The organism is Nonomuraea sp. NPDC050556 (genome assembly GCF_044457355.1).
Lineage (GTDB): Bacteria > Actinomycetota > Actinomycetes > Streptosporangiales > Streptosporangiaceae > Nonomuraea.
The window spans coordinates 2,398,988-2,418,216 of sequence record NZ_JBITGU010000001.1 but is presented as its reverse complement, the minus strand read 5'-3'; the positions used below and the strand labels follow the sequence as shown (position 1 = coordinate 2,418,216).

Here is a 19,229-nt window from a genome sequence, read left to right as displayed (position 1 = left end):
GGTTTACTCGCGGACCGCCCCTTGGAGCAGCCCGCGGATGAAATGGCGCTGGAGGAACAAGTAGAAAATCACCACCGGGGTGGCCACGATGACCGACCCGGCGGCGAGCAGGGCGAAACTCGAGGTGTGCTGGCCGGAGAAGAAGGCCAGCCCCAGCGGAGCCGTACGCAGCGACTCGCGGGTCACCATGATCAGCGGGATGAGGAACTCGTTCCACGTCCACATGAAGACCAGCACCGTCAGCGTGACGATCGCCGGCCGCGCGGGCGGCACGAGCACCTGCCACAGGGTGCGCCACACCGACGCACCGTCGATGCGCGCCGCCTCGACGATGGCCCGCGAGGAGGCGCGGAAGTAGGCGCGCATCCAGAACGTGCCGAACGCCACCGACAGCGCCACCTGCGGCATCGCGACCGCCCAGAACGTGTCGGTCAGGCCGAGCGTGCGCAGGTCGAAGTAGAGGGGTACGGCCACGGCCTCGCTCGGCATCATGATCCCGAGCAGGAACAGGTAGAACAGCACCGACTGGCCGCGGAAGCGCATCGTGCCGAACGCGTAACCGCTCATGATCGACAGCACCACGCTCACGACCACGACGAACGCCGACACCAGCACGCTGGTGCGCAGGTAGGTGGAGAACTGCCCGATCTCCCACGCCTGCACGTAGTTCTCCGGCCCGCCCGCCCCCACCAGGATCGACAGGACCGGGAAAAGCGCAAAAATCCCGAAAAATCCAAGGATGGCGTAGTTGGCGGCTCGCTCGGCCCGGGAGATCATGACGCTCCTCTGTCCGCGAACCGGTTGATCACGAACGAGATCGCGAAGATCACCACGGTCAGCGTCACCCCGATCGCGGCGGCCGACCCGACCTGCCCGAGCCCGAACGCCCGGTGGTACACCTCGTACGACGGCACCGACGTCGAGTCGCCAGGCCCGCCCCGCGTGGTGATGTACACCAGGTCGAACGTGCGCAGCGCCGCGATCACCGTCAGCGTCAGCGCCACGGCGACCTCCCCGCGCACCGAGGGCAGCGTCACGGCGAAGAACTCCCTGACCGCCCCCGCCCCGTCCAGCCGCGCCGCCTCGTACAGGGCGAGCGGGACGCGGCTCATCCCGGCCAGCAGCAACACCGTCACCAGCCCGGTCTCGAACCACGTCCCCACCACCCCGACGGCGGGCAGCGCGAAGGCGTAGTCGCCCAGCCACCCGCGCGTCAGCGACTCCAGCCCCAGCGCGCCGAGCACCGAGTTGAGCGTCCCGTCCGGCGCGTAGACCTGACGCCAGGCGACCGCCACCACGACCATGGCCACCACCTGCGGCAGGAACACCACCGTGCGGAAGAACCCGAGCCCGCGCACCTTGGCGTGGTTGAGCACGGCCGCCAATACCAGCCCGATCGCCACCGGCAGCAGCGCGAAGAACGCGATGAGCACCAGCGCGTGCCAGAACGCCGCCCGCAGCCCCTCGTCGGCGACGATCGCCGCGTAGTTGCCCAGCCCGGCCCACCTGCCCAGCGACAGCCCGTCCCACTCGAACAGCGACAGGTGGACGGCCCGGCCGATCGGATACAGCAGGAACGCCGCGTAGACCAAGAAGGCGGGCAGGATGAACAGGTAGGCGACCCGGCGCGGCTCACCGGGCGGTCGGGCCGAGATCATCCGTTGGCGTCCGAGAAGGTCTTGTAGTCCTTCTCCAGCGTGCCGAGGAACTCCTTCGGCGACTGCTTCTTCGCCAGCAGGTCCTGCAGCGCGGCGCCGAGCGTGTCGGCGAACGTCGGGGTGGCGTAGTCGAGGTAGGGGAGCAGCCCGTCCTTCTCGGTGATCGCGGCGAACGCGGTGAACATGTCCTTCTGCGGCCCCTCGGCCACCTGCTGCTGGGCGGTGTCCGCGATCGGCAGCAGCCCGTTGTCCGTGAGCGTCTTCATGGCGTCGGGGCTGGTGATGAAGTCGATGTAGGCGGCTGCCGCGTCCGGGTTGGGGCTCTTGGCGGTGATCGCGAACGGCAGGCCGGTGCCTCCCGTGGCCGCCTCGCCCGGCGGCAGCATGAACCCGAGGTCCTGCTTCATCACCTTGGCCAGGTCGGCGATCAGCCACGAGCCGCCGATGAGGAAGACCCCCTCGCCCTTGCCGAACGCCTGCCAGGCCGGGTCGTAGCCCTGCCCGTTGAAGCCCTTGTTGAAGTAGCCCTTGTCCACCCAGCTCACGAGCTGCTCGGCCGCCTTGGTGTTCTCCGGCGTGTTCCACGACGCGCCCTTGCGGCCGAAGCCCAGCGCGGCGATCTGCTCCTTGGGCACGACGCCGCCCTGCACGGTGCCGAACACGTGGATGGCCGGCCACTTGTCGAGGTTGCCGAGCTGCATCGGCACCTCGCCCGCCGCCTTCGCCTTGGCCAGGGCCGCCTCGAACTCCTCCCACGTCTTCGGCGGCTGCAGCCCGAGCTTGGCCAGCTTGGCCTTGTTGTACAGGATGCCGACGACCTCGCCGACCTGGGGCAGGCCGTACAGGCTGCCCTGGCCGAAGATCTTGCCGTCGGGGGTGTAGCTGACGTACTGCAGCACGGACTGCGGGTAGCGCTTCTTCCAGCCGTACTTGTCGGCGTAGGCGTCGAGCGGCACTAACTGGCCCGCCTTCACGAACGCGCCCATCTGCGGGCGGCCGTTGTTGGCCTGGACCACGTCGGGCGGCTCGTTGCCGCTGAGCGCCAGGCGCAGCGTGGTGTTGAGGTCGTCGAAGGAGCGCGAGACGCGCTTGAGCGTGATGTTGGGAAACTTCGTCTCGAAGGCGGTGTTGAGGGCCTTCATCTGGGCGCCCTGGCCGCCGCGCACCTCCTGGTCCCAGACGGTCAGGGTCACCGGCTTGTCGGTGGGCACCGCGCTGGGCTTGGCCGCGGGTGCGGCGGACGGCGGCGCCGACGAGCCGGGCGCGCAGGCGGCGACGGTGATGGCCAGCAGCCCGGCGGCCAGGACGGCACGCTTCATCGGTTCACTCCTTCTGTGGGTCCCAGGTCTGCATGCCGGGCGATCGTGGCGGCTGCCCGCCGTACGGCGCCGACGGGGGAGGTGGGGACGAGCCGGTCGAGGAAGGCGTAACGGCGGGCGAGGGCCACGCCGTACGCGCTGCTCCTGTCGCCCTCGCGGGCCTCGTGCCACCAGTCGGCGATGTCGCCCCAGCCGGGCGCCGCGAGCGAGCCGCCGAACTGCTGGACCGCCAGCGCCGCGCACAGCCCGGCGAAGGCCAGCCGGTCGTTCAGCGGCCAGCCGCAGAGCGTGCCGAGCACGATGCCCGCGCCGAAGACGTCGCCCGCGCCGGTCGGGTCGAGCGCGTTCACCCTGGGAGCGGGCACGAACGCCTCCTCGCCGGTCGTCGAGTCGATGGCCATCGCGCCGTTGGCGCCGTCGGTGACCACGGCGAGCGGCACCCGGTCGGCGATCGCGTAGAGGGCGTCGCGCGGATGGTCGGTGCCGGTGTAGGCCATGGCCTCGACCGCGTTGGGCAGGAAGGCGTGGCAGAGGGAGAGCTGGTTGAGCAGGTCGGGCGACCAGGCGCCCGAGGGGTCCCAGCCCACGTCGGCGAAGAGCAGCGAGCCGTCGCGGTGCGCCAGCTCGGCCCAGCCGAGGTCGTGGTCCGCGCCGAGCGAGACGATGACCGCCCTGGAGCGGGGCGGGACGCCGATCATCTGGGCGGCGGGCATCGGGGCTGGATGGCCGTGGGTCACCATGCTGCGGTCGCGGTCGACGGCCATGGACACGGTGACCGGCGAGTGCCAGTGCTCGAACCGCCGCGACCTGGACAGGTCGACAGACTCCTGTTCGGCCAGCGTGCGCCAGCAGAAGTCGCCGTAGTCGTCGTCGCCGAACGCGGCGGCCAGCGACGTGCGCAGGCCCAGGCGGCTGGTGGCGATGGCCAGGTTGGCGATGCCGCCGGGCCCCGACCCCATGCCGTCCGCCCACACCTCGGTGCCCGCTGCGGGCATCGCGGCCAGGCCGGTGAAGACGATGTCGAGGAACACGGTCCCGGCGAGAAAGACGTCGAACTGCGGGCCTTCTGACGTTCGCTGGTGCGCGAGTGGATCGTACACGTGGAAAATCTTGCACGTATATGCGCGTACTTCAAGGTCCTGTGCTCACATCTGCGCGAAAATGGCTGATACGATGCCGATCGTGCTTCAGCACCTTCGGCATGCGGAGATCATGCGCAGGGTCCGCCAGTCCGGCGCCACCAGCGTCCGTGATCTGGCCAGGCAGCTCGGCGTCAGCCCGTCGACCATCCGCCGCGACCTCGAGGTGCTCGACCGCGACGGCACGCTGCGCCGCGTGCGCGGCGGCGCCCTCGTCGACGCCGACACCGACCGGCCCTTCGCCGAGGTCGCCGTGGTCGACGAGGGGGACAAGGAGGCCGTCGCGCGGCGCGCGGCCGAGCTCGTCAACGACGGCGACGTGGTGCTGCTCGACATCGGCACGACCACGATGCGGCTGGCCGCCCACCTGCGCGGCAGGCGGGTCACCGTGGTCACCTCCAGCCTCGCCGTCCTCGACGTGCTGCGCGACGACACCGTCTCCGAGCTGCTGCTGCTCGGCGGCATGGTCAGGCGCGCCTACCACTCGCTGGTCGGCATGCTGACCGAGGCGACGCTGAGCCAGGTGTGCGCCGACCGGCTGTTCCTCGGCGCCAGCGGCGTGCGGCGGGACGGGCAGATCGTCGACACCACGCTCGCCGAGGTGCCGCTGAAGCGCGCCATGATCGCGGCGGCCGGGCAGGTCGTGCTGCTGGTCGACCGGCACAAGTTCCCCGGCACCGGCGCTCTGCGGGTGTGCGGGCCGGACGACGTCGACGTGGTCGTCACCAATCCGGGCGCCGACGAGGCGACCCTGGGCAACTACGCGGAGGTGCTGCTCGCATGAGGCTGGCCGTTCTCGGCGGCGGGGGTTTCAGGGTCCCGCTCGTGTACGGCGCGCTCCTGCGCGAATCGCTCGTCGACGAGGTCGTGCTGCACGACGTGTCGAAGGAGCGGCTGGACGCTATCGGGCACGTCCTGGCCCAGCAGGCGGCGGGCCATCCCGCGCCGCCCAGGGTCGAGACCACCACCGACCTCGACACGGCGCTGCGCGGCGCCGACTTCGTGTTCTCCGCCATCCGCGTCGGCGGCCTGGCCGGGCGCGTCGCCGACGAGCGGGTCGCCCTGGAGCTGGGCGTGCTCGGCCAGGAGACCACCGGGCCGGGCGGCATCGCGTTCGGCCTGCGTACCATCCCGGTCGCCGTGCGCGTGGCCGAGCGGGTGGCCGCCCTGGCGCCGAACGCGTGGGTGATCAACTTCACCAATCCCGCCGGAATGATCACCGAGGCCATGCGCGGCGTGCTCGGCGACCGCGTCATCGGCATCTGCGACTCCCCGATCGGCCTGATCAGGCGGGCCGCCCTCGCCCTCGGCCTCGACCCGGCCAGGGTCTCGCCCGACTACGTGGGCCTCAACCACCTGGGCTGGCTGCGCGGCCTGCGCCACGACGGCCACGACGTGCTGCCCGACCTGCTGGCCGACGACGCCGCGCTGGACCGGGTGGAGGAGACGCGCATCTTCGGCGCCGACTGGGTGCGCACGCTCGGCGCGCTGCCCAACGAGTACCTGCACTACTACTACTTCACCCGCGAGTCCATCGCCGCGATCGGCGCGCGCACCCGCGGCGAGTCGCTGCTCGGTCAGCAGGACACCTTCTACGCCACCGTACGGCGAAGCCCGTCCGACGCCCTGCCCGCCTGGGAGAAGGCGCGCAGGGAACGCGACGAGAGCTACATGGCCGAGGCCCGCACCGGCGAGCGCGACGAGGCCGACCTGGCGGCCGGCGGGTACGAGGGCATCGCGCTCGCCCTCATGGCCGCCCTATCCAGCGGCGAGCCCACCACGATGATCCTCGACGTCGGCAACGGCTCCGCCGTACCAGGACTGCCGGCCGAGGCGGTCGTCGAGGTGCCCTGCGTCGTGGACGCCTCGGGCGTCAGGCCGCTGGCCACGCGCCCGCTCGACGGCCGTTTCCTCGGCCTCGTGCAGCAGGTCAAGGCCGTCGAGCAGGCCACGATCCGCGCCGCGCTCGACGGCTCCAGCGACAGAGCCGTCGAGGCGTTCGCCATGCACCCGCTCGTGGACTCGGTCGGCGTGGCCCGCCGCCTGCTGGACGGCTACCGCGCCCGCATCCCCGCCCTGGACGAGGTGTTCACACGGACACGGGCAGCTTCGCCGGGCCGCGCAGGTTGATGCGGCCGTTCCACTCCACCTGGCCGTCGAGCGATAGGCCGGGGAAGCGGGTCACCAGGCGCTCGATCGCCACCTTGCCCTCCAGCCTGGCCAGCGACGCGCCCAGGCAGTGGTGCGGCCCCGAGCTGAACGACACGTGCTGGCGGGCGTTCTCCCGGTCCAGGCGCAGCAGGTCGGCGTCCGGGCCGAACGCCTTCTCGTCCCTGTTGGCCGAGGCCAGGACGGCCACGACGAACGCGCCGGCCGGGATCACCTTGCCGCCCACCGCGTAGGGCTCCAGCGTGATCCGCCTGGTCTGCTGCACCGGGCTGTCGTAGCGCAGGAACTCCTCCACCGCGTTGCCCGCCAGGTCCGGCCGCTCCCTGAGCAGCGCGAGCTGGTCCGGGTGGCGCAGCAACGCGAGCGTGCCGTTGGCGATGAGGTTCACCGTCGTCTCGTGCCCGGCCACGTAGAGGAGCACGACCTGGGCGATGAGCTCCTCGTCGGTGAGCTTGTCGCCCGCCTCCTCGGCCGCGATCAGCGCGGTCAGCAGGTCGTCGGCGGGGTTGGCGCGCTTCCAGGCGAGCTGCGCCCTGATGATCTCGGTCATCTCGTCGCGCGCCGAGATGATCGCCTGGATCGTCTCCTCGTCGACGACCGCTTCGAGGGACTTCACCAGCGTGCCGCTCAGCTCCCTGACCCGGGTGTGGTCGGTGGGCGCCATGCCGAGCATCTTCGAGATCACCGCGAACGGCAGCGGGAAGGCCAGCGTGTCGACCAGGTCGGCGCACCGCGCGCCGGCCAGCTCGTCGAGCGCGGCATCGACCAGCGCGGTGATCTCCGGCTCCAGCGCGGCCACCTTGCGCGGGGTGAACACCTTGGACACCAGCGAGCGCAGCCGCGTGTGGTCGGGCGGGTCGCGCTCCAGCATCGACAGCCGCAGCGTGTTGAGGCCACCACCGGCGTCCAGGCTCTCGTACTGGTCGCGGACCGGGCCGTCGCCCATGAGGCTCTCGTTGACCGACAGGCCGGAGCGCAGCAGGTCCGTGACGTCGTCGTAGTCGCTCAGCAGCCAGAAGCCGAACGGGTGCTCGTGCACCGGATCCTTGTCGCGCAGGGCGCGGTAGGCCGGGTAGGGGTCGTCGGTGAAGCCGGGCTCGAAGGGGTTGAACAGCAGCTCCGGTTCGCTCATCTTGTGCCTCCCAGGCTCGCGGTGACGAGGGTTCTCCAGCAACGCCTGCTCTGCCGGTGCTCCACCGGCGCGATCGGGTCCAGCCGCACTCCCGTGGCGGCCAGCAGCCTGCGCCTGTGGCGGTCTTCTGGCTCGGCCAGCGCCGGGTACCCGGCGTAGGCGTTCAGGACGCGCCGATGCTCCGGCATCGCGGCCGCCACCTCCTGCCACAGCCGCACCAGGGCGCCGTGCAGGTCGGCCGGCCACTCTTCGAGCACCCCGTCCAGCCGGGCGTCGAAGGCGCGAAACCAGCGCAGCTGCACCTCCTGCAGGAAACCGGCCCAACCGCCGAACTCGGCCTCGATCTCCGCCGCTAACCGGTCGGGCCGTCCTGACCTGGCGAACTCGTCCAGGACGGCATGGAGCAACTCGTGGCGGCGGTGCGTTCGTTCCCACGACATCGCGTACCTACTCTGTGTTGGAAACATACACTATGTATGTCGTATACTTCGGGCATGTCACCTGTCAAGAGCCGGCGCGAGCAGTACTCGCAGGCGACCAGGGCCGCCCTGCTCGACGCGGCCACGGTCCGGTTCGCCCAGCACGGTTTCGCCGGAACGGCCCTGGAGGACGTCGCGACCGACATCCAGGCCACCCGCGGCGCGGTGTACCACCACTTCGCGAACAAGACCGCGCTGTTCGAGGCGGTGTTCGACGCGCTGGAGACCGAGATGATGCAGGAGATCATCGAGGTGACGGCCGTCGCGGGCAGCGCGTGGCAGGCGGCGCTGGCGGGCGTGGAGAGCTTCCTCAACCGCTGCTGCGACCCCGTCTACGGGCGCGTGGTGTGGCAGGAGGCCCCCATCGCGATGGGCTGGAAGCGGTGGAAGGAGTGCGAGGAGCAGTACGCCTACGGGCTGATCGAGGGCATGATCAGGGCCCTCATCGACAGCGGCGACCTGCGGAGGATGCCGGTCGAGCCGATGGCCCGCATCACCTTCCACATCCTCGGCGCTGCGGGCATGGCGATGGCCGACGCGGCGGACGAGGACAAGCTGCGCACGAAGGCCGAATACTCCGACGCCATCCTCTACATGCTCACGAGCGTGCGGCAGCACCCACGATCCTGACCGGCAGCTCGCCGGACACCGCGACGAGGCGGGTGCCCGCTCCGTCGCGGACCAGGTGGCCCCAGCCGGTCGGCAACACCAGCGGCCAGCGCCCGTGCCCGCGCTCCGCCACGGTCAGGACGCCGGTCCGCTGGTCCCAGGTGGCGCCCGACATGGCCTGCAGCACCGACCATCCGGCCATGGCGCGCACGTAGTGGTCGCCGCACTCGATCTGGTTGTAGGGGTTCCTGCGGCTGCCGTCGTACCGCGCCCACAACCCGCCGAGGACGGCGTGCGCCTCCTCCTCCAGCCCCTCCCACAGGCAGTGCGCCGCCACCTGGTACTCGCTGCCCGTCCACACCTCGTCGCAGTAGCGGGTCGGTACGGCGGGCCGCCCGCCCCGCGGCCACGTGCACATGAGCAGCCCGGTGTCGCCGCCGTCGGCGAAGACCCGGTAGGGGTGGTCGAAGCCGTCGAACCCGGTGCGCAGGTTGTGCCGCACGACCGCGCGCAGCGCCGACCTGACGTGGTCGGGCGGCAGCAGGTGGCCGAGGTCGAGCTGGTGCGCCAACCACTGGCCGATGAGCTGGTCGGCCAGGCAGCCCGTGGCCCACTGGTAGTCGGGGGACTCGGGTTGCTGTTCGAAGTACTCGCCGTTGAACAGTTCCGCGTCGTAGAGCGCGCTGCCCTTCCTGAACAGCTCGCCCCAGGCTGGATCCCCGGTCAGCTCCTCTGTCGCGCGCAGCGCCGCCAGCCACAACGTGCCCATGAACGGGTTGAGGCCGTTGAGGTCGATGTCGTGGGTGGACGGCTGGACGCCGCGCAGAACCCCGGTGCCCTCCGGATCCCACTTTTTCGCGATATATGCCATTAGGCGGCGCACGTCGTGGTGGTCCGGTGAGCCTTGGCGTACCTCTCGGTAGGTCTTCAGTACGGTGCCCAGCATGCCGTCCAGCGCGGGCTCCTCCGGCCCGCCGATCGGCTGGTCCCACAGCTGGCGCAGGTACGTCGGGGCGATCACCCGGTGCGGGATGTAGCCCTCAGGGGCCTGCATGACGCCGAACTCGGTGGACCGCATGCTGCGCTCCAAGGTCGGGAACAGCGCGGCGACCGCCTGGACGTAGTTCCACACGTGCGTGCAGTTGAGCGGGCACGAACCGCCCACGTCGCCCGACCACATGCCGGTCGAGGCGCCGAGCACCCCCTCGAAGCCGAAGAACGCGCCGTCGGCCGCCTGGAAGCACGACGGGCTGCGCAGGATCGACGCCTGCGCCGCCAGGTGCGTGACGGCCTCCCGGCTGAGCGTGCTGTCGCGCAGCGTGTCCGCCCAGCTCAGCGAGTCGTCGCGGAGCTCGGTCCAGTCCCGCCTGACCGTGTCGGCCACGTCCACGGCGTCGGCGAAGCGGGTGGCGTAGGCGTTGCCCAGCCAGAACCGCGTCTGGCCCCACTGCGGCTGCGGCGGCCCGAACTGCACGAAGTCGGCGTACCTGTTGGGGAAGTACCAGGTCAGCGCCACCCGCACCTGGGCGGTCCGCCCCGGTTCGAGGCTGAGCGGGGCTATCAGCCCGCCGTCGCACGTCTGGCCGGGCGCGCTGGGCGCGCCGTGGCTCCAGCCGTACGGCCTGGCGAAGATCGGCCGCGAGCGCAGGAACCCCAGGAACTGGTCGGGGTGCGTCCACGACGGCAGCGCCCACGCGCCGGGCGCGTCCACGGTCAGCACCGCCTGGCCCGCACCCGGCGCGGCGGGATCGGCCGACGGGTTCTCCATGACCAGCGAGGTCCACCCCGGCTCCCGCCGTACCCGGTTGGTGTTGCCGCCGTAGCCCAGGGCGCGCACCCCGTCGATCGGCGTGGTCCCGTCGTGGCCGACCGGGTTCTGCGCGGACGCCGCCAGCCACACGTGCACCGGCACCGGGCCAGGGTTGGTGATCGTGAAGGTGAACATCGCCGCCGGCAGCGAGCTGCGCTCCACGTCGAGCGGGATGAGCGGGTTGAACGCCTCCATGCCCACCTCGACCGGCAGCCGCGCGTCGCGGTAGGTCAGGTTCGCGAAGGGATAGAGGCCGTCGAAGGTCACCGACTCCACGCCCGGCAGCTCGCGCTGCCACGCCGGAACGTGGTCGTCGGTGACCAGCGGCGTGCCCGTCGGCTCGGCCGCCGGGCCCTGCAGGACGACGAGCGTGTCGAGCGGCGGCTCCACCCGGCTCACCCGCAGTGCGAAGAAGGTGTGCGGCAGGTCGCCGAGATGGTTGCCGGAGTTCTGCAGCTGCCACTGGCGCAGCCCGCCGTCCGCGCAGATCGCGACCGTGCCCGTCCCGATGCCGCCCAGCGGCATGGCGATGTGACTCATTTCAACCCCGTGATGCGGATTCCGGCGATGATCTGCCGCTGGAAGATCAGGAACAACGCGATGACCGGCAGCGCCGCCAGCGTGGAACCGGCCATCAGCAGGGCCAGCTCAGAGGTCCGTTCTGAACGGAACGTCGCCAGATACTGCTGCACCTGGAACAGGTCGGGGTCGGTGATCGTCAGCACCGGCCAGACGTAGGCGTTCCAGAACGCCAGGAACGAGGTGGCGCCCACGACCACGAACGCCCCGCGCGACAGCGGCACGAAGATGTGGCGGAAGATCCGCCACGGCCCCGCCCCGTCGAGCTGGGCCGCCTCCTCCAGCGCGACCGGGATGCCCAGGTAGTACTGGCGCAGGAAGAACACCTGCAGCCCCGACGCCGCGCCGGGGATGACCAGCACCGCCATCGAGTCGAGCATGCCGAGCTGGGTGACCACGATGAACGAGGTCAGCATGATCGCGATGCCGGGGACGAACATCGTGCCCACCACGATCACCCACAACACCCGCTTGAAGGCGAAGTCGAGCCGCGCGAACACGTACGCGCCCAGCGCGTTGACCACCAGGCTCAACGCGGCGAACATCAGCGCCCCGGCGAAGGTGACCGCCAGCGAGCGCAGGAACGCCTCGTCGGCCAGCATCCGCTCGTAGTTGTCCCACTGCCACATCTCGGGGAAGAACTGGAACGGTGTTGCCACCACCTCGGTCTTCGCCTTGAACCCGGCGATCACCATCCACGCCAGCGGGAACACCGACGCGAACACGAAGAAAAGGGCCAGCACGTACTTCGCCAGACGCCCGATCATCCGTCCACCGCCTTCTCCGATCGCACCAGCCGGAAGATCACCGCGGACACCGCGCCGAGCACCACGAACAGCAGCAGCGCTGCGGCGATCGAGTAGCCGATGTACACGTCGTTGGTGAAGTGGCGGAGGATGAACAGGTTGGGCAGCGTCGTGGAGTCGAGCGGACCGCCGCTGCCGTTGGACATCACCAGCGGCAGCACCAGGAACTGCAGCGACGCGGCGAACCCGGTGACCAGCAGGTAGAGGATGATGTTGCGCATCAGCGGCACCGTGATGCGGTACATCTTGGTGAACGGCCCGGCCCCGTCCAGTGACGCGCACTCGTAGTAGGCCTCGGGGATGTCGAGCAGCCCGGCCAGCATGATCAGCGAGGCCACCCCCGTCCCGATCCAGATGGCGGGGACGGCGACGGACGGCAGCGCCGTACCCGTCTCGCCCAGCCAGGCGACGTCGGTGTGCAGGAACCAGTTCAGCAGGCCGCCCCGGTAGGTGTAGATCAGCGCGAACACGATGCCCGCGATCACCTCGGAGATCACCGCGGGCAGGTAGATGGTCACCTTGAGCATCCCGGCCATGCGCCTGCTGGACGCCTTCACCAGGTTGGCGAAGACGAAGGCGATCAGCACCTGGACGGGCACCACCATCGCGGAGAAGAGCAGGCCGCGGCCCACCGACGAGACGAACTCGGCGTCGGTGAGCACGTTGACGTAGTTGTCCAGCCCCACGAACACGGCGGGCTCGTAGAAGCTCCACGTGAAGAAGCTGATCGAGACGGCGTGCACGAGCGGCCAGATGACGAAGACTCCGAGCAGGGCCAGGAGCGGCGCCAGCATCACCAGCGCCACCCTGGTGTCCTTGTGCCTCCTGATCACCCTGTGCCCTGCCCTGCCAGGTTGTTCTTGGCGATCACATCCTTGATCTCGGCGTCCGCAGCCTTGAGCGCCGCGTCGATGTCCTTGCCCTGCAGCGCCTTCTCGATCGCCTTGCCGAAGGCCAGGCTGATGGCGAAGTCGTAGGTCGGCTCGGGCTTGGCGTAGGCGACGATCCTGTCCTCGATGGTCTTGCTCCACACGTTCTCCGCCGCGGCCGGGTCGCTCTTCACCGCGTCGGCCACGACCGCGCGCGGCGAGTACTTCGAGAACTTCGTCGTCTTGAAGAAGTCGACCAGCAGCGTCGTGTCACCGGCCAGCAGCCAGCTCACGAAGTCGGCCGCCGCCTTGGCCTGCTTCGACTTGGCGTCGACGGCCAGGGTCCAGCCGCCCAGCGTGGCGGTCGGCTTGGTGGCGTCGCCGTCGAAGGACGGCAGGGGAGCGGCGCCGATGTCGGGCACCATCTTCGGGTAGTCGGACAGCAGCACGCTGGCCGCCCACGAGCCGCACACCATCATCGCCGCCTTGCCCTGGCCCATCGGGTTGGCGTCCGCGTACGCGCCGAGCGCCTGCTTGGGCATGATGCCCTGCTGGAACAGGGTCTGGTAGACCTGCAGCAACTGCTTGTACTTCGGGTCGCTGGCCTGCGGGGTGCCCCAGTCGTCGCTGATCGGCAGGTGCCCGGCGGCGTTCCACTGCAGCCCCCACGTCGACCACGCCATGTCGACCGCCACCCCGGCCGTGACCACGCCGGACACGTCCTTGGTGGTCAGCTTCTTGCCGTAGTCGATGAGCTCGGCCCAGGTCGCGGGCGGCCTGTTCGGGTCGAGGCCCGCCTTGGTGAAGAGGTCTTTGCGGTAGAACAGCACAGCGGACGGCTCGACCAGCATCGGGTAGGCGTACGCCTGGCTCTTGTACTTCACCGAGTCGAGCACGGGCTTCTGCAGCCCCGCCCACTTGTCGGCGGGGATCAGCGGGTCGAGCGCCTGGATCTGCCCGGTGCGGGCAAAAGCGGGGACCTTGTTGTAGTTGAGGGTGTACACGTCGGGCGCCTTGCCCGCCGCCTGGGCCGCCTTCATCTTCTGGTCCCACACGTCGGCCGGGACGATCTGGTGCTTGAGCACCACCTTGTCCTGCGCCTTGTTGTAGGCGGCGACGGCCTTCTTGTACCAGGCGTCCTCCTGGTCGGTGAACTTCTGCTGCCACAGGATGATCTCGGTCTTCCCGGCCTGGCCCGCCGGGCCGCGTGGCGTGCCCCCGCACCCCGCGATCAGAACCAGTACGCTCACGAGCGCGATGAGTCGCATGACTCCTCCGTTGGTTAGAGCATGGGCAGCCGCGCGCCCACGGGCGGCAGGCTGAAGGGTTTGTGGGGCAGTTCCTGGTACCAGTAGGCGACCGACGACAGGTCGTCGCTGCGGTGGTTGTTGTGCCCGTGCTCGATCGTCACCCTGATCGAGGTCGTGAAGGGGACGGGGTCCTCGACGTGGAAGCGGTACATGGAGATCTGGCCGCCCCAGTTCTCCCCGCCGGCCAGCGTGATCCCGTGATAGGGGGCGTGGTACGGCTGGCTGGGGCACCAGGCGGTGTTGAAGTAGTCCTCGGTGCCCGTGCCGTGCAGGCTCGGCGGGAACGCCTCGCCGTCGATGAAGATCATGTCGTCGCCCTCGCCGTACCAGTTCCAGTCGGCGGTGTGGCGCAGGTTGGTGACGTTGAAGACGCAGCCCACGTAGTGGCCGCGCCCCTCGGCCTCCAGGATCACGTAGTTGCCCGCGCCGTCGAGGTTCTGGCCGCCGAACAGGAAGTCGGAGTTGCTCAGCTCGCCCTGGTCGATGCCGTCGGCAGGGCACTCGCGCCGCCACTGCGCGTGGAAGCGCCCCAGACCCTCGCCGAGCTCGTCGAAGGCGTCGTAGTCGATGTAGTAGTAGAACCACAGCACCTCGGACTCGCACTCGCTGGTCAGCTCGAAGCGGGCGCGCGAGGCGAAGGGCATGTGGAACCAGCTGTTGAAGGCCTTGCCGTCCTGCGGGCTCATCTGCAGCGGGGCCGAGACCATGTTGGCCGTACGGCCGTGCCCGACGCCGAAGAAGTCGCCGAGCGGGACGAGCACGCTGGGGTGTTCGTTGTCGTCCCAGAAGACGCGCAGCACCAGCTTGCGCAGGAAGTCGCGGTCGCCGGTCTCCGGGGTTCCCGGGTCGCGGGGGGCGACGGTCATCCAGATGTGGTTGATCGAACCGGCCCCGGTGAGGTCGGCGAGGGTGACCATCTCGCCGGGGCCGATGGTGATCCGGTCGTCGTTGCCGCCCGACCTGTCCCAGCTCGACGCGCGGCGGCGGCGGTGCGAGCGGAGCCGAGGCAGGTCGCGCAGGCTGCTGCCGTAAGGGCCATAGGTCACGATCAGCTCTCCCGGGGTGTGCGAGAAATCGATTGCTGACGTCGTACTCCTGTCCGGGCTGAGCCGTCAAGAGCGTGATTTTTCGTGATTTGCTCTGATAGGGCGGTGACCTGGGGCTGGGCCGTACGGCGGGCTGGAAAACGATTCCTAGGAACGGACCACCGCGACGTCGTCCACCTGGAGCCACATGTCGCCGTTGTCGGTCCAGATGCCCGCGAACACCTCGACCGAGGTGCGGTTGCCGCTGTTGAAGGCGACGGTGAACCGGGTCCACTGGCCCACCGCGTGGAAGTTGACCTCGGCGAACGGCGGGCCGCCCGGGGTGCGGGCGCCGAAGAAGCCGTTGTCGCTGTTGGCCGAGGTGCGCAGCCAGCCGGTCAGCCGGTAGTTCGTGTTGCGGGCGACCGTGATCACCTGGTGCAGGTCGTGCCAGCCGCTGTTGTAGCGCACGAAGCCGTTGCGGTCGGCGGTGAAGCTCCACGTGTCGTGGTCGATGCCGCCGTTGCCGGTCACCGCCCACGGGGTGGAGACCGTGCCGGTGGTCTGGCGCTCGAAGCTCGGGTCCTGGACGAGGTTGGGGTTGGCGATCGTGGCGTCCGGGTTGAGGGAGATCTTGATCAGGTAGACGTTGTAGGGCGTCCACTCCGACATCGTCAGGTACAGGTCGGAGCCGGAGGACCAGGGGTGCATGAAGCCGCCGTACAGGCCCGGGTAGTCGGCGAAGCTCGCCACCACGCTGGGTGCGCTCCACGGGCCCTGGGGGACGGAGGCCGAGCGCAGGACGATGTCGCTGCCCATCAGGTACGTCATCAGCCACTTGCCGGTGTATGCGTTGAACTGCACGGACAGCTCGGAGACGGGGGCGGCCACGATGGAGGCGGCGGTGGTGCCCCAGGTACTGCCGGTCCAGTAGCGGTAGGCGCTCTTGTCGAGCACCTGCTGTTCCGGGACCCGCGCCACGTGGGCGGCGCCGTTGCGTCCGTTGGGCGTGCCGTACAGGTAGACGTATCCGCCTCTTCTCACCATCGCGGCCATCTGGAACGGGTCGGTGCCGCTCGGGTTGTCCCAGCGGGGGCCGCCGGCGGTGGTCCAGTTCTGGCCGTTGTCGTCGGAGTAGGCGATGGAGGCGTAGTTGGTGTCCCACTCGCCGGGCGGGCCCCAGTGGCGTACGGACATGTAGGCCAGGTACTGGCGGTTGCCGACGGAGACGCCCGCGGTGGGGATCACGGTGATCTCGTCGTTGTCGATCTTGCGGCTGGGGATGAGTTGCTTGGCGTGGCCCGGGGTGTCGGTGGCGGCGCTCTGGAAGGAGATGCCGTCGGCGAGGTTGGTGTCGTTGCTGCGGAGGAGTACCTGGCTGCGCCAGTCGTCGCCGTTGGCGCCCGGTGGGGCCCAGGAGGCGCCGAAGGTGTCACCGAAGGCGGTGAGGACCTGGTTGGAGCCGTTGTCCCACATGATGCCGAGGTCGGTGGCTTTGACGTTCCAGGTGGTGTCGGTGGCGCTGGTGGAGCCGGGGCCGGTGACCTTGCCGACGACGATGGCGGGGGACTTGGCAGAGGTCATGACACCCACACCGGCATCGGTCGTGTTGGCCGCGTCGGTCGTGCTGTCCGCGTTGACTGCGTTGGCCGCGTTGGCCGCGTTGGTCGAGTTCGCTGCGGCGTTGCCGTTCGCCGCTGCTGTCGAGACGAGAAGCAGGGGAGCGAGAAGGAACAGGGCCCGAAATTTCATCTTCTGGGCACCTCTCGATGAGAGAAATCGATTTCTCGCATTGTGCGCGGGCACGGCCGACCCGTCAACGGACCGTCAGGCCAGAGAGGCCGACAACACCACGTGCCTGGCGGGGAACTGCTCCCCGGCAACCCGGCGCAGCAGCAGCTCAGCTGCCTGCCGCCCGATCTCGTAGGTGGGCTGCGAGATCAGCGTGATCTCGTCACTGAGCCCGAGAGTCCAGCTCATGTCATCAAAAGCGGCAAGCTTGATGTCGCCCGGATACCCGAGCCCATGCTCACGCAGAGCCGTGGCCGCCCCAAGCGTCATGAGATTGTTCGACACGAACAACGCGTCGGGCCGCGGCCGCAACGCAAGCAATGCATGAGCGGCAGCCCGCCCGCCCTCGATCCGATAATCCCCCCGGACGACAAGCTCATTCCGATAAGCCAGCCCCGAAGCCTTGAGCCCATGCTTGTATCCGGCAAGCCGATCCACCGACGTGGTGACCTCGGCGGGCCCCGCGATGAACCCGATCCTGCGACACCCCTGGTCGACCAGGCGCAACACCGCTTCCTGCGCGGCCCGCACGTTGTTGACGCCGACCCGATCCACCTTGGCCGTCTGCAGCCGCCGGTCCACGGTGACGACCGGAATCCCCCGCTCGGAGAGAAGCGCGATGGAGGTACGAGAAGTGGAGGCAGGCGAAAGAATAACCCCCGCCATATTCTCGGCGACGGCCACCTCTATATACCGCTGCTCCTTGCCAAGATCCTCATCGGTATTGGCAAGCACGACAGAATAGCCAGCCTTGCTCGCCGCGTCCTCCGCTCCTCTGACCATGGAGGTGAAAAACGGATTGGTGATATCCGAGATGATCACCCCGAGAACCGTGGTGGCCCGGGTCCGCAGAAACCTGGCCTGGCTGTTGGGCCGATACCCAAGCCGGCCAACCGCGTCAAGCACCCGCACCCGCAGCTCTTCGGCCACGGTGGGGCCATGATTGAGCACCCGGGAGACAGTGGCAGGGGACACCCCGGCCAGGCCGGCGACATCCTTGATCGTGATCCTCGACACCAGCACCTCCGCGCCACAGCCTAGCGGAAATCGATTTCCACCTCGACGCCCTGCGACACGGAGGGATCATGGGATCATGATGCGTGAGAGTGTCGCGGGGTTGTTGGGGGAGTCTCTCGTCTCCTGGGAGCGGATACGCAGCGGCGATCACACCGTCGTCCACCGCGCCAGAACCGTTGCCGGTGCGGTCGTGTACGTGAAGCAGGGCCCCGAGGTGGCTGCGGAGCGCGACCGGCTGGCGTGGCTAGCCACGCGCGTAGCCGTACCCCAGGTCCTGGCTTGGAGCGACGGTTACCTGATCACGAGCGAGCTGCCCGGCAACGACCTGACCCACCGCCTGGCCTGTCCGGAGACCGTCGTACGGCTACTCGCCGGTGCGTTGCGCGGGTTGCATGCCGTGGATGCCCAGGACTGCCCCTTCGGTGACCCGAAGCCCGGCGCCGTCCTCACCCATGGCGACGCCTGCCTGCCCAATTTCGTCACCTCTGCCGACCGGTTCACCGGCTACCTCGACGTCGGGGCCGCGGGGCTGGCCGACCGGGACGTCGACCTGGCGGCCGCGTTGTGGAGTCTGCACTTCAACTTCGGCGACGACCGCCACGCGCGCGCATTTGTCAACGCCTACGGTCTGCCGGAGCTGACGGACAAGGACCTCGTGCGGCTGAGGGAGAGCTACTGAGCACCGACTGCCCGCGCGAGCGCGTCCGGCAGGGGGTAGGCGCGTTCGGCGGGCAGCGCTGGGGTGATGTCCGCGCCCGATCGGAGCTGCGCGTGGAGGGTGTGGACCTGCGGGGTGATGTCGGTGATCGACAGGGTCCACTCGTCGAGGTAGCGGTCCACTGCCTCCCCTGACAAGCCGATCTGGATCGAGCGGTACGGCAGGGCGTTGTGGTGTGTGTCGCGCTCCGGGTCCCATTGAACGCGTACCGGGTAGTTCTCCTTGCCCTCCACGCCGTGGCTCAAGCAGGAGTGGGCGAGCGCCCACTCGAAGCCTTCGCGGGTCAGGGAGATGGCCAGCACCCGGGTCTGGCCGGGCTTGGTGGCGTAGCCGCTGCGGTACATCATCCAGAGGAACGACGGCTTGATCCACGTCATCCGGGCTCGTTTGAACGGCTCGACGAACCTTTGGGCGGCGACGGCTGGGGCGGCTATGTCCGGGTCGTAGGCCTGGTAGACGGTGATGGCCTCCTCGGTGTATCCGGCGCGGATCTGCCGGTAGGGGATCTTCATACCGATCAGCGTGCCGGGCCAGGCGCGCCGTACGCAACGCGTTAACCCGCGATCCGGTGAGTGCGCGGGCCAAGGGTGGGCCCCTCGCCAAGCGTGGGTGACCAACCTCTCGTCAGTTGGCGGGGTTGCCCTGCCAACTGACGAGGGGCTGGTCGTTTCAGGGCGGTGGTGGTCCTTGTCGGCTGGGTGAAAGGGGAGGTTGTTCTTGGGGTTGGGCTGGCCGCCGGCCGGCGAGGCCGGGCTGGCTGCCAGCAGGGGTGGCCGGGTGGGCGGCCGCCGGGCGAGGC

At 69.4% G+C, this 19,229-nt stretch carries 18 protein-coding genes; 4 read left to right on the top strand and 14 right to left on the bottom strand.

What is annotated here, in order from left to right; all coding sequences use genetic code 11:
* Window positions 1-3 precede the first annotated feature (3 nt).
* Genes ACIBG8_RS11815 through ACIBG8_RS11800 form a run of 4 tightly spaced genes read right to left on the bottom strand, consistent with a single transcriptional unit; the run spans window position 4 to window position 4,077 of the window.
* Window positions 4-777, bottom strand: coding sequence for a carbohydrate ABC transporter permease (locus tag ACIBG8_RS11815; RefSeq protein ID WP_397342641.1), 774 nt, complete (start codon window positions 775-777; stop codon window positions 4-6).
* Window positions 774-1,658, bottom strand: coding sequence for a carbohydrate ABC transporter permease (locus ACIBG8_RS11810; protein ID WP_397342640.1), 885 nt, complete (start codon window positions 1,656-1,658; stop codon window positions 774-776). Before ACIBG8_RS11810 ends, ACIBG8_RS11815 begins: the two co-directional genes overlap by 4 nt.
* Window positions 1,655-2,977: an ABC transporter substrate-binding protein gene (locus ACIBG8_RS11805; protein ID WP_397342639.1), complete on the bottom strand. Its 1,323-nt coding sequence runs from the start codon at window positions 2,975-2,977 to the stop codon at window positions 1,655-1,657. The genes ACIBG8_RS11810 and ACIBG8_RS11805 overlap by 4 nt, the downstream gene beginning before the upstream one ends.
* Window positions 2,974-4,077, bottom strand: coding sequence for a PfkB family carbohydrate kinase (locus ACIBG8_RS11800; RefSeq protein WP_397342638.1), 1,104 nt, complete (start codon window positions 4,075-4,077; stop codon window positions 2,974-2,976). The genes ACIBG8_RS11805 and ACIBG8_RS11800 overlap by 4 nt, the downstream gene beginning before the upstream one ends.
* A gap of 82 nt (window positions 4,078-4,159) precedes the next feature.
* Here ACIBG8_RS11800 and ACIBG8_RS11795 point away from each other — a divergent pair, with 82 nt between their 5' ends.
* The gene (locus ACIBG8_RS11795; RefSeq protein WP_397342637.1) at window positions 4,160-4,900 is read left to right on the top strand and encodes a DeoR/GlpR family DNA-binding transcription regulator; all 741 of its coding nucleotides are present in this window, start codon (window positions 4,160-4,162) and stop codon (window positions 4,898-4,900) included.
* Window positions 4,897-6,246 carry a 6-phospho-beta-glucosidase gene (locus ACIBG8_RS11790; protein ID WP_397342636.1) on the top strand — a complete coding sequence of 450 codons (1,350 nt, stop codon included), beginning with the start codon at window positions 4,897-4,899 and terminating at the stop codon, window positions 6,244-6,246. Before ACIBG8_RS11795 ends, ACIBG8_RS11790 begins: the two co-directional genes overlap by 4 nt.
* Here ACIBG8_RS11790 and ACIBG8_RS11785 read toward each other — a convergent pair.
* Complete coding sequence (locus tag ACIBG8_RS11785) at window positions 6,206-7,417, bottom strand: cytochrome P450 (protein WP_397342635.1); 1,212 nt, start codon at window positions 7,415-7,417, stop codon at window positions 6,206-6,208. The two genes, ACIBG8_RS11790 and ACIBG8_RS11785, sit on opposite strands and share 41 nt — an antisense overlap.
* Window positions 7,414-7,857: a hypothetical protein gene (locus ACIBG8_RS11780; RefSeq protein ID WP_397342633.1), complete on the bottom strand. Its 444-nt coding sequence runs from the start codon at window positions 7,855-7,857 to the stop codon at window positions 7,414-7,416. Before ACIBG8_RS11780 ends, ACIBG8_RS11785 begins: the two co-directional genes overlap by 4 nt.
* Before the next feature lie 54 nt (window positions 7,858-7,911).
* Here ACIBG8_RS11780 and ACIBG8_RS11775 point away from each other — a divergent pair, with 54 nt between their 5' ends.
* A complete protein-coding gene (locus ACIBG8_RS11775) occupies window positions 7,912-8,526 on the top strand; it encodes a TetR family transcriptional regulator (protein WP_397342632.1) in 615 nt (204 codons plus the stop codon).
* Here ACIBG8_RS11775 and ACIBG8_RS11770 read toward each other — a convergent pair.
* From ACIBG8_RS11770 to ACIBG8_RS11740, 7 genes are all read right to left on the bottom strand, one after another.
* Window positions 8,495-10,855 carry a GH116 family glycosyl-hydrolase gene (locus ACIBG8_RS11770; RefSeq protein WP_397342631.1) on the bottom strand — a complete coding sequence of 787 codons (2,361 nt, stop codon included), beginning with the start codon at window positions 10,853-10,855 and terminating at the stop codon, window positions 8,495-8,497. The two genes, ACIBG8_RS11775 and ACIBG8_RS11770, sit on opposite strands and share 32 nt — an antisense overlap.
* Window positions 10,852-11,661, bottom strand: a complete 810-nt coding sequence (locus tag ACIBG8_RS11765) for a carbohydrate ABC transporter permease (RefSeq protein WP_397342630.1) — start codon at window positions 11,659-11,661, stop codon at window positions 10,852-10,854. Before ACIBG8_RS11765 ends, ACIBG8_RS11770 begins: the two co-directional genes overlap by 4 nt.
* Window positions 11,658-12,533 (bottom strand): carbohydrate ABC transporter permease, encoded by an 876-nt coding sequence (locus tag ACIBG8_RS11760; RefSeq protein ID WP_397342629.1) that lies wholly within the window; start codon window positions 12,531-12,533, stop codon window positions 11,658-11,660. Before ACIBG8_RS11760 ends, ACIBG8_RS11765 begins: the two co-directional genes overlap by 4 nt.
* Entirely contained in the window at window positions 12,530-13,837 is a 1,308-nt protein-coding gene (locus tag ACIBG8_RS11755) for an ABC transporter substrate-binding protein (protein ID WP_397342628.1), read from the bottom strand. Before ACIBG8_RS11755 ends, ACIBG8_RS11760 begins: the two co-directional genes overlap by 4 nt.
* Before the next feature lie 14 nt (window positions 13,838-13,851).
* Window positions 13,852-14,925 (bottom strand): glycoside hydrolase family 172 protein, encoded by a 1,074-nt coding sequence (locus ACIBG8_RS11750; RefSeq protein WP_397342627.1) that lies wholly within the window; start codon window positions 14,923-14,925, stop codon window positions 13,852-13,854.
* 147 nt (window positions 14,926-15,072) lie between these two features.
* On the bottom strand, window positions 15,073-16,656 hold the full coding sequence (locus ACIBG8_RS11745) for a DUF4185 domain-containing protein (RefSeq protein WP_397342626.1): 1,584 nt from the start codon (window positions 16,654-16,656) through the stop codon (window positions 15,073-15,075).
* Between the two features lie 75 nt (window positions 16,657-16,731).
* Window positions 16,732-17,712: a LacI family DNA-binding transcriptional regulator gene (locus ACIBG8_RS11740; RefSeq protein WP_397342625.1), complete on the bottom strand. Its 981-nt coding sequence runs from the start codon at window positions 17,710-17,712 to the stop codon at window positions 16,732-16,734.
* Between the two features lie 76 nt (window positions 17,713-17,788).
* Here ACIBG8_RS11740 and ACIBG8_RS11735 point away from each other — a divergent pair, with 76 nt between their 5' ends.
* Complete coding sequence (locus tag ACIBG8_RS11735) at window positions 17,789-18,391, top strand: phosphotransferase (RefSeq protein WP_397342624.1); 603 nt, start codon at window positions 17,789-17,791, stop codon at window positions 18,389-18,391.
* On the opposite strand, the gene ACIBG8_RS11730 is transcribed toward ACIBG8_RS11735, so the two are convergent.
* Window positions 18,385-18,942 carry a DUF4291 domain-containing protein gene (locus ACIBG8_RS11730; RefSeq protein WP_397342623.1) on the bottom strand — a complete coding sequence of 186 codons (558 nt, stop codon included), beginning with the start codon at window positions 18,940-18,942 and terminating at the stop codon, window positions 18,385-18,387. The two genes, ACIBG8_RS11735 and ACIBG8_RS11730, sit on opposite strands and share 7 nt — an antisense overlap.
* Window positions 18,943-19,229 lie beyond the last annotated feature (287 nt).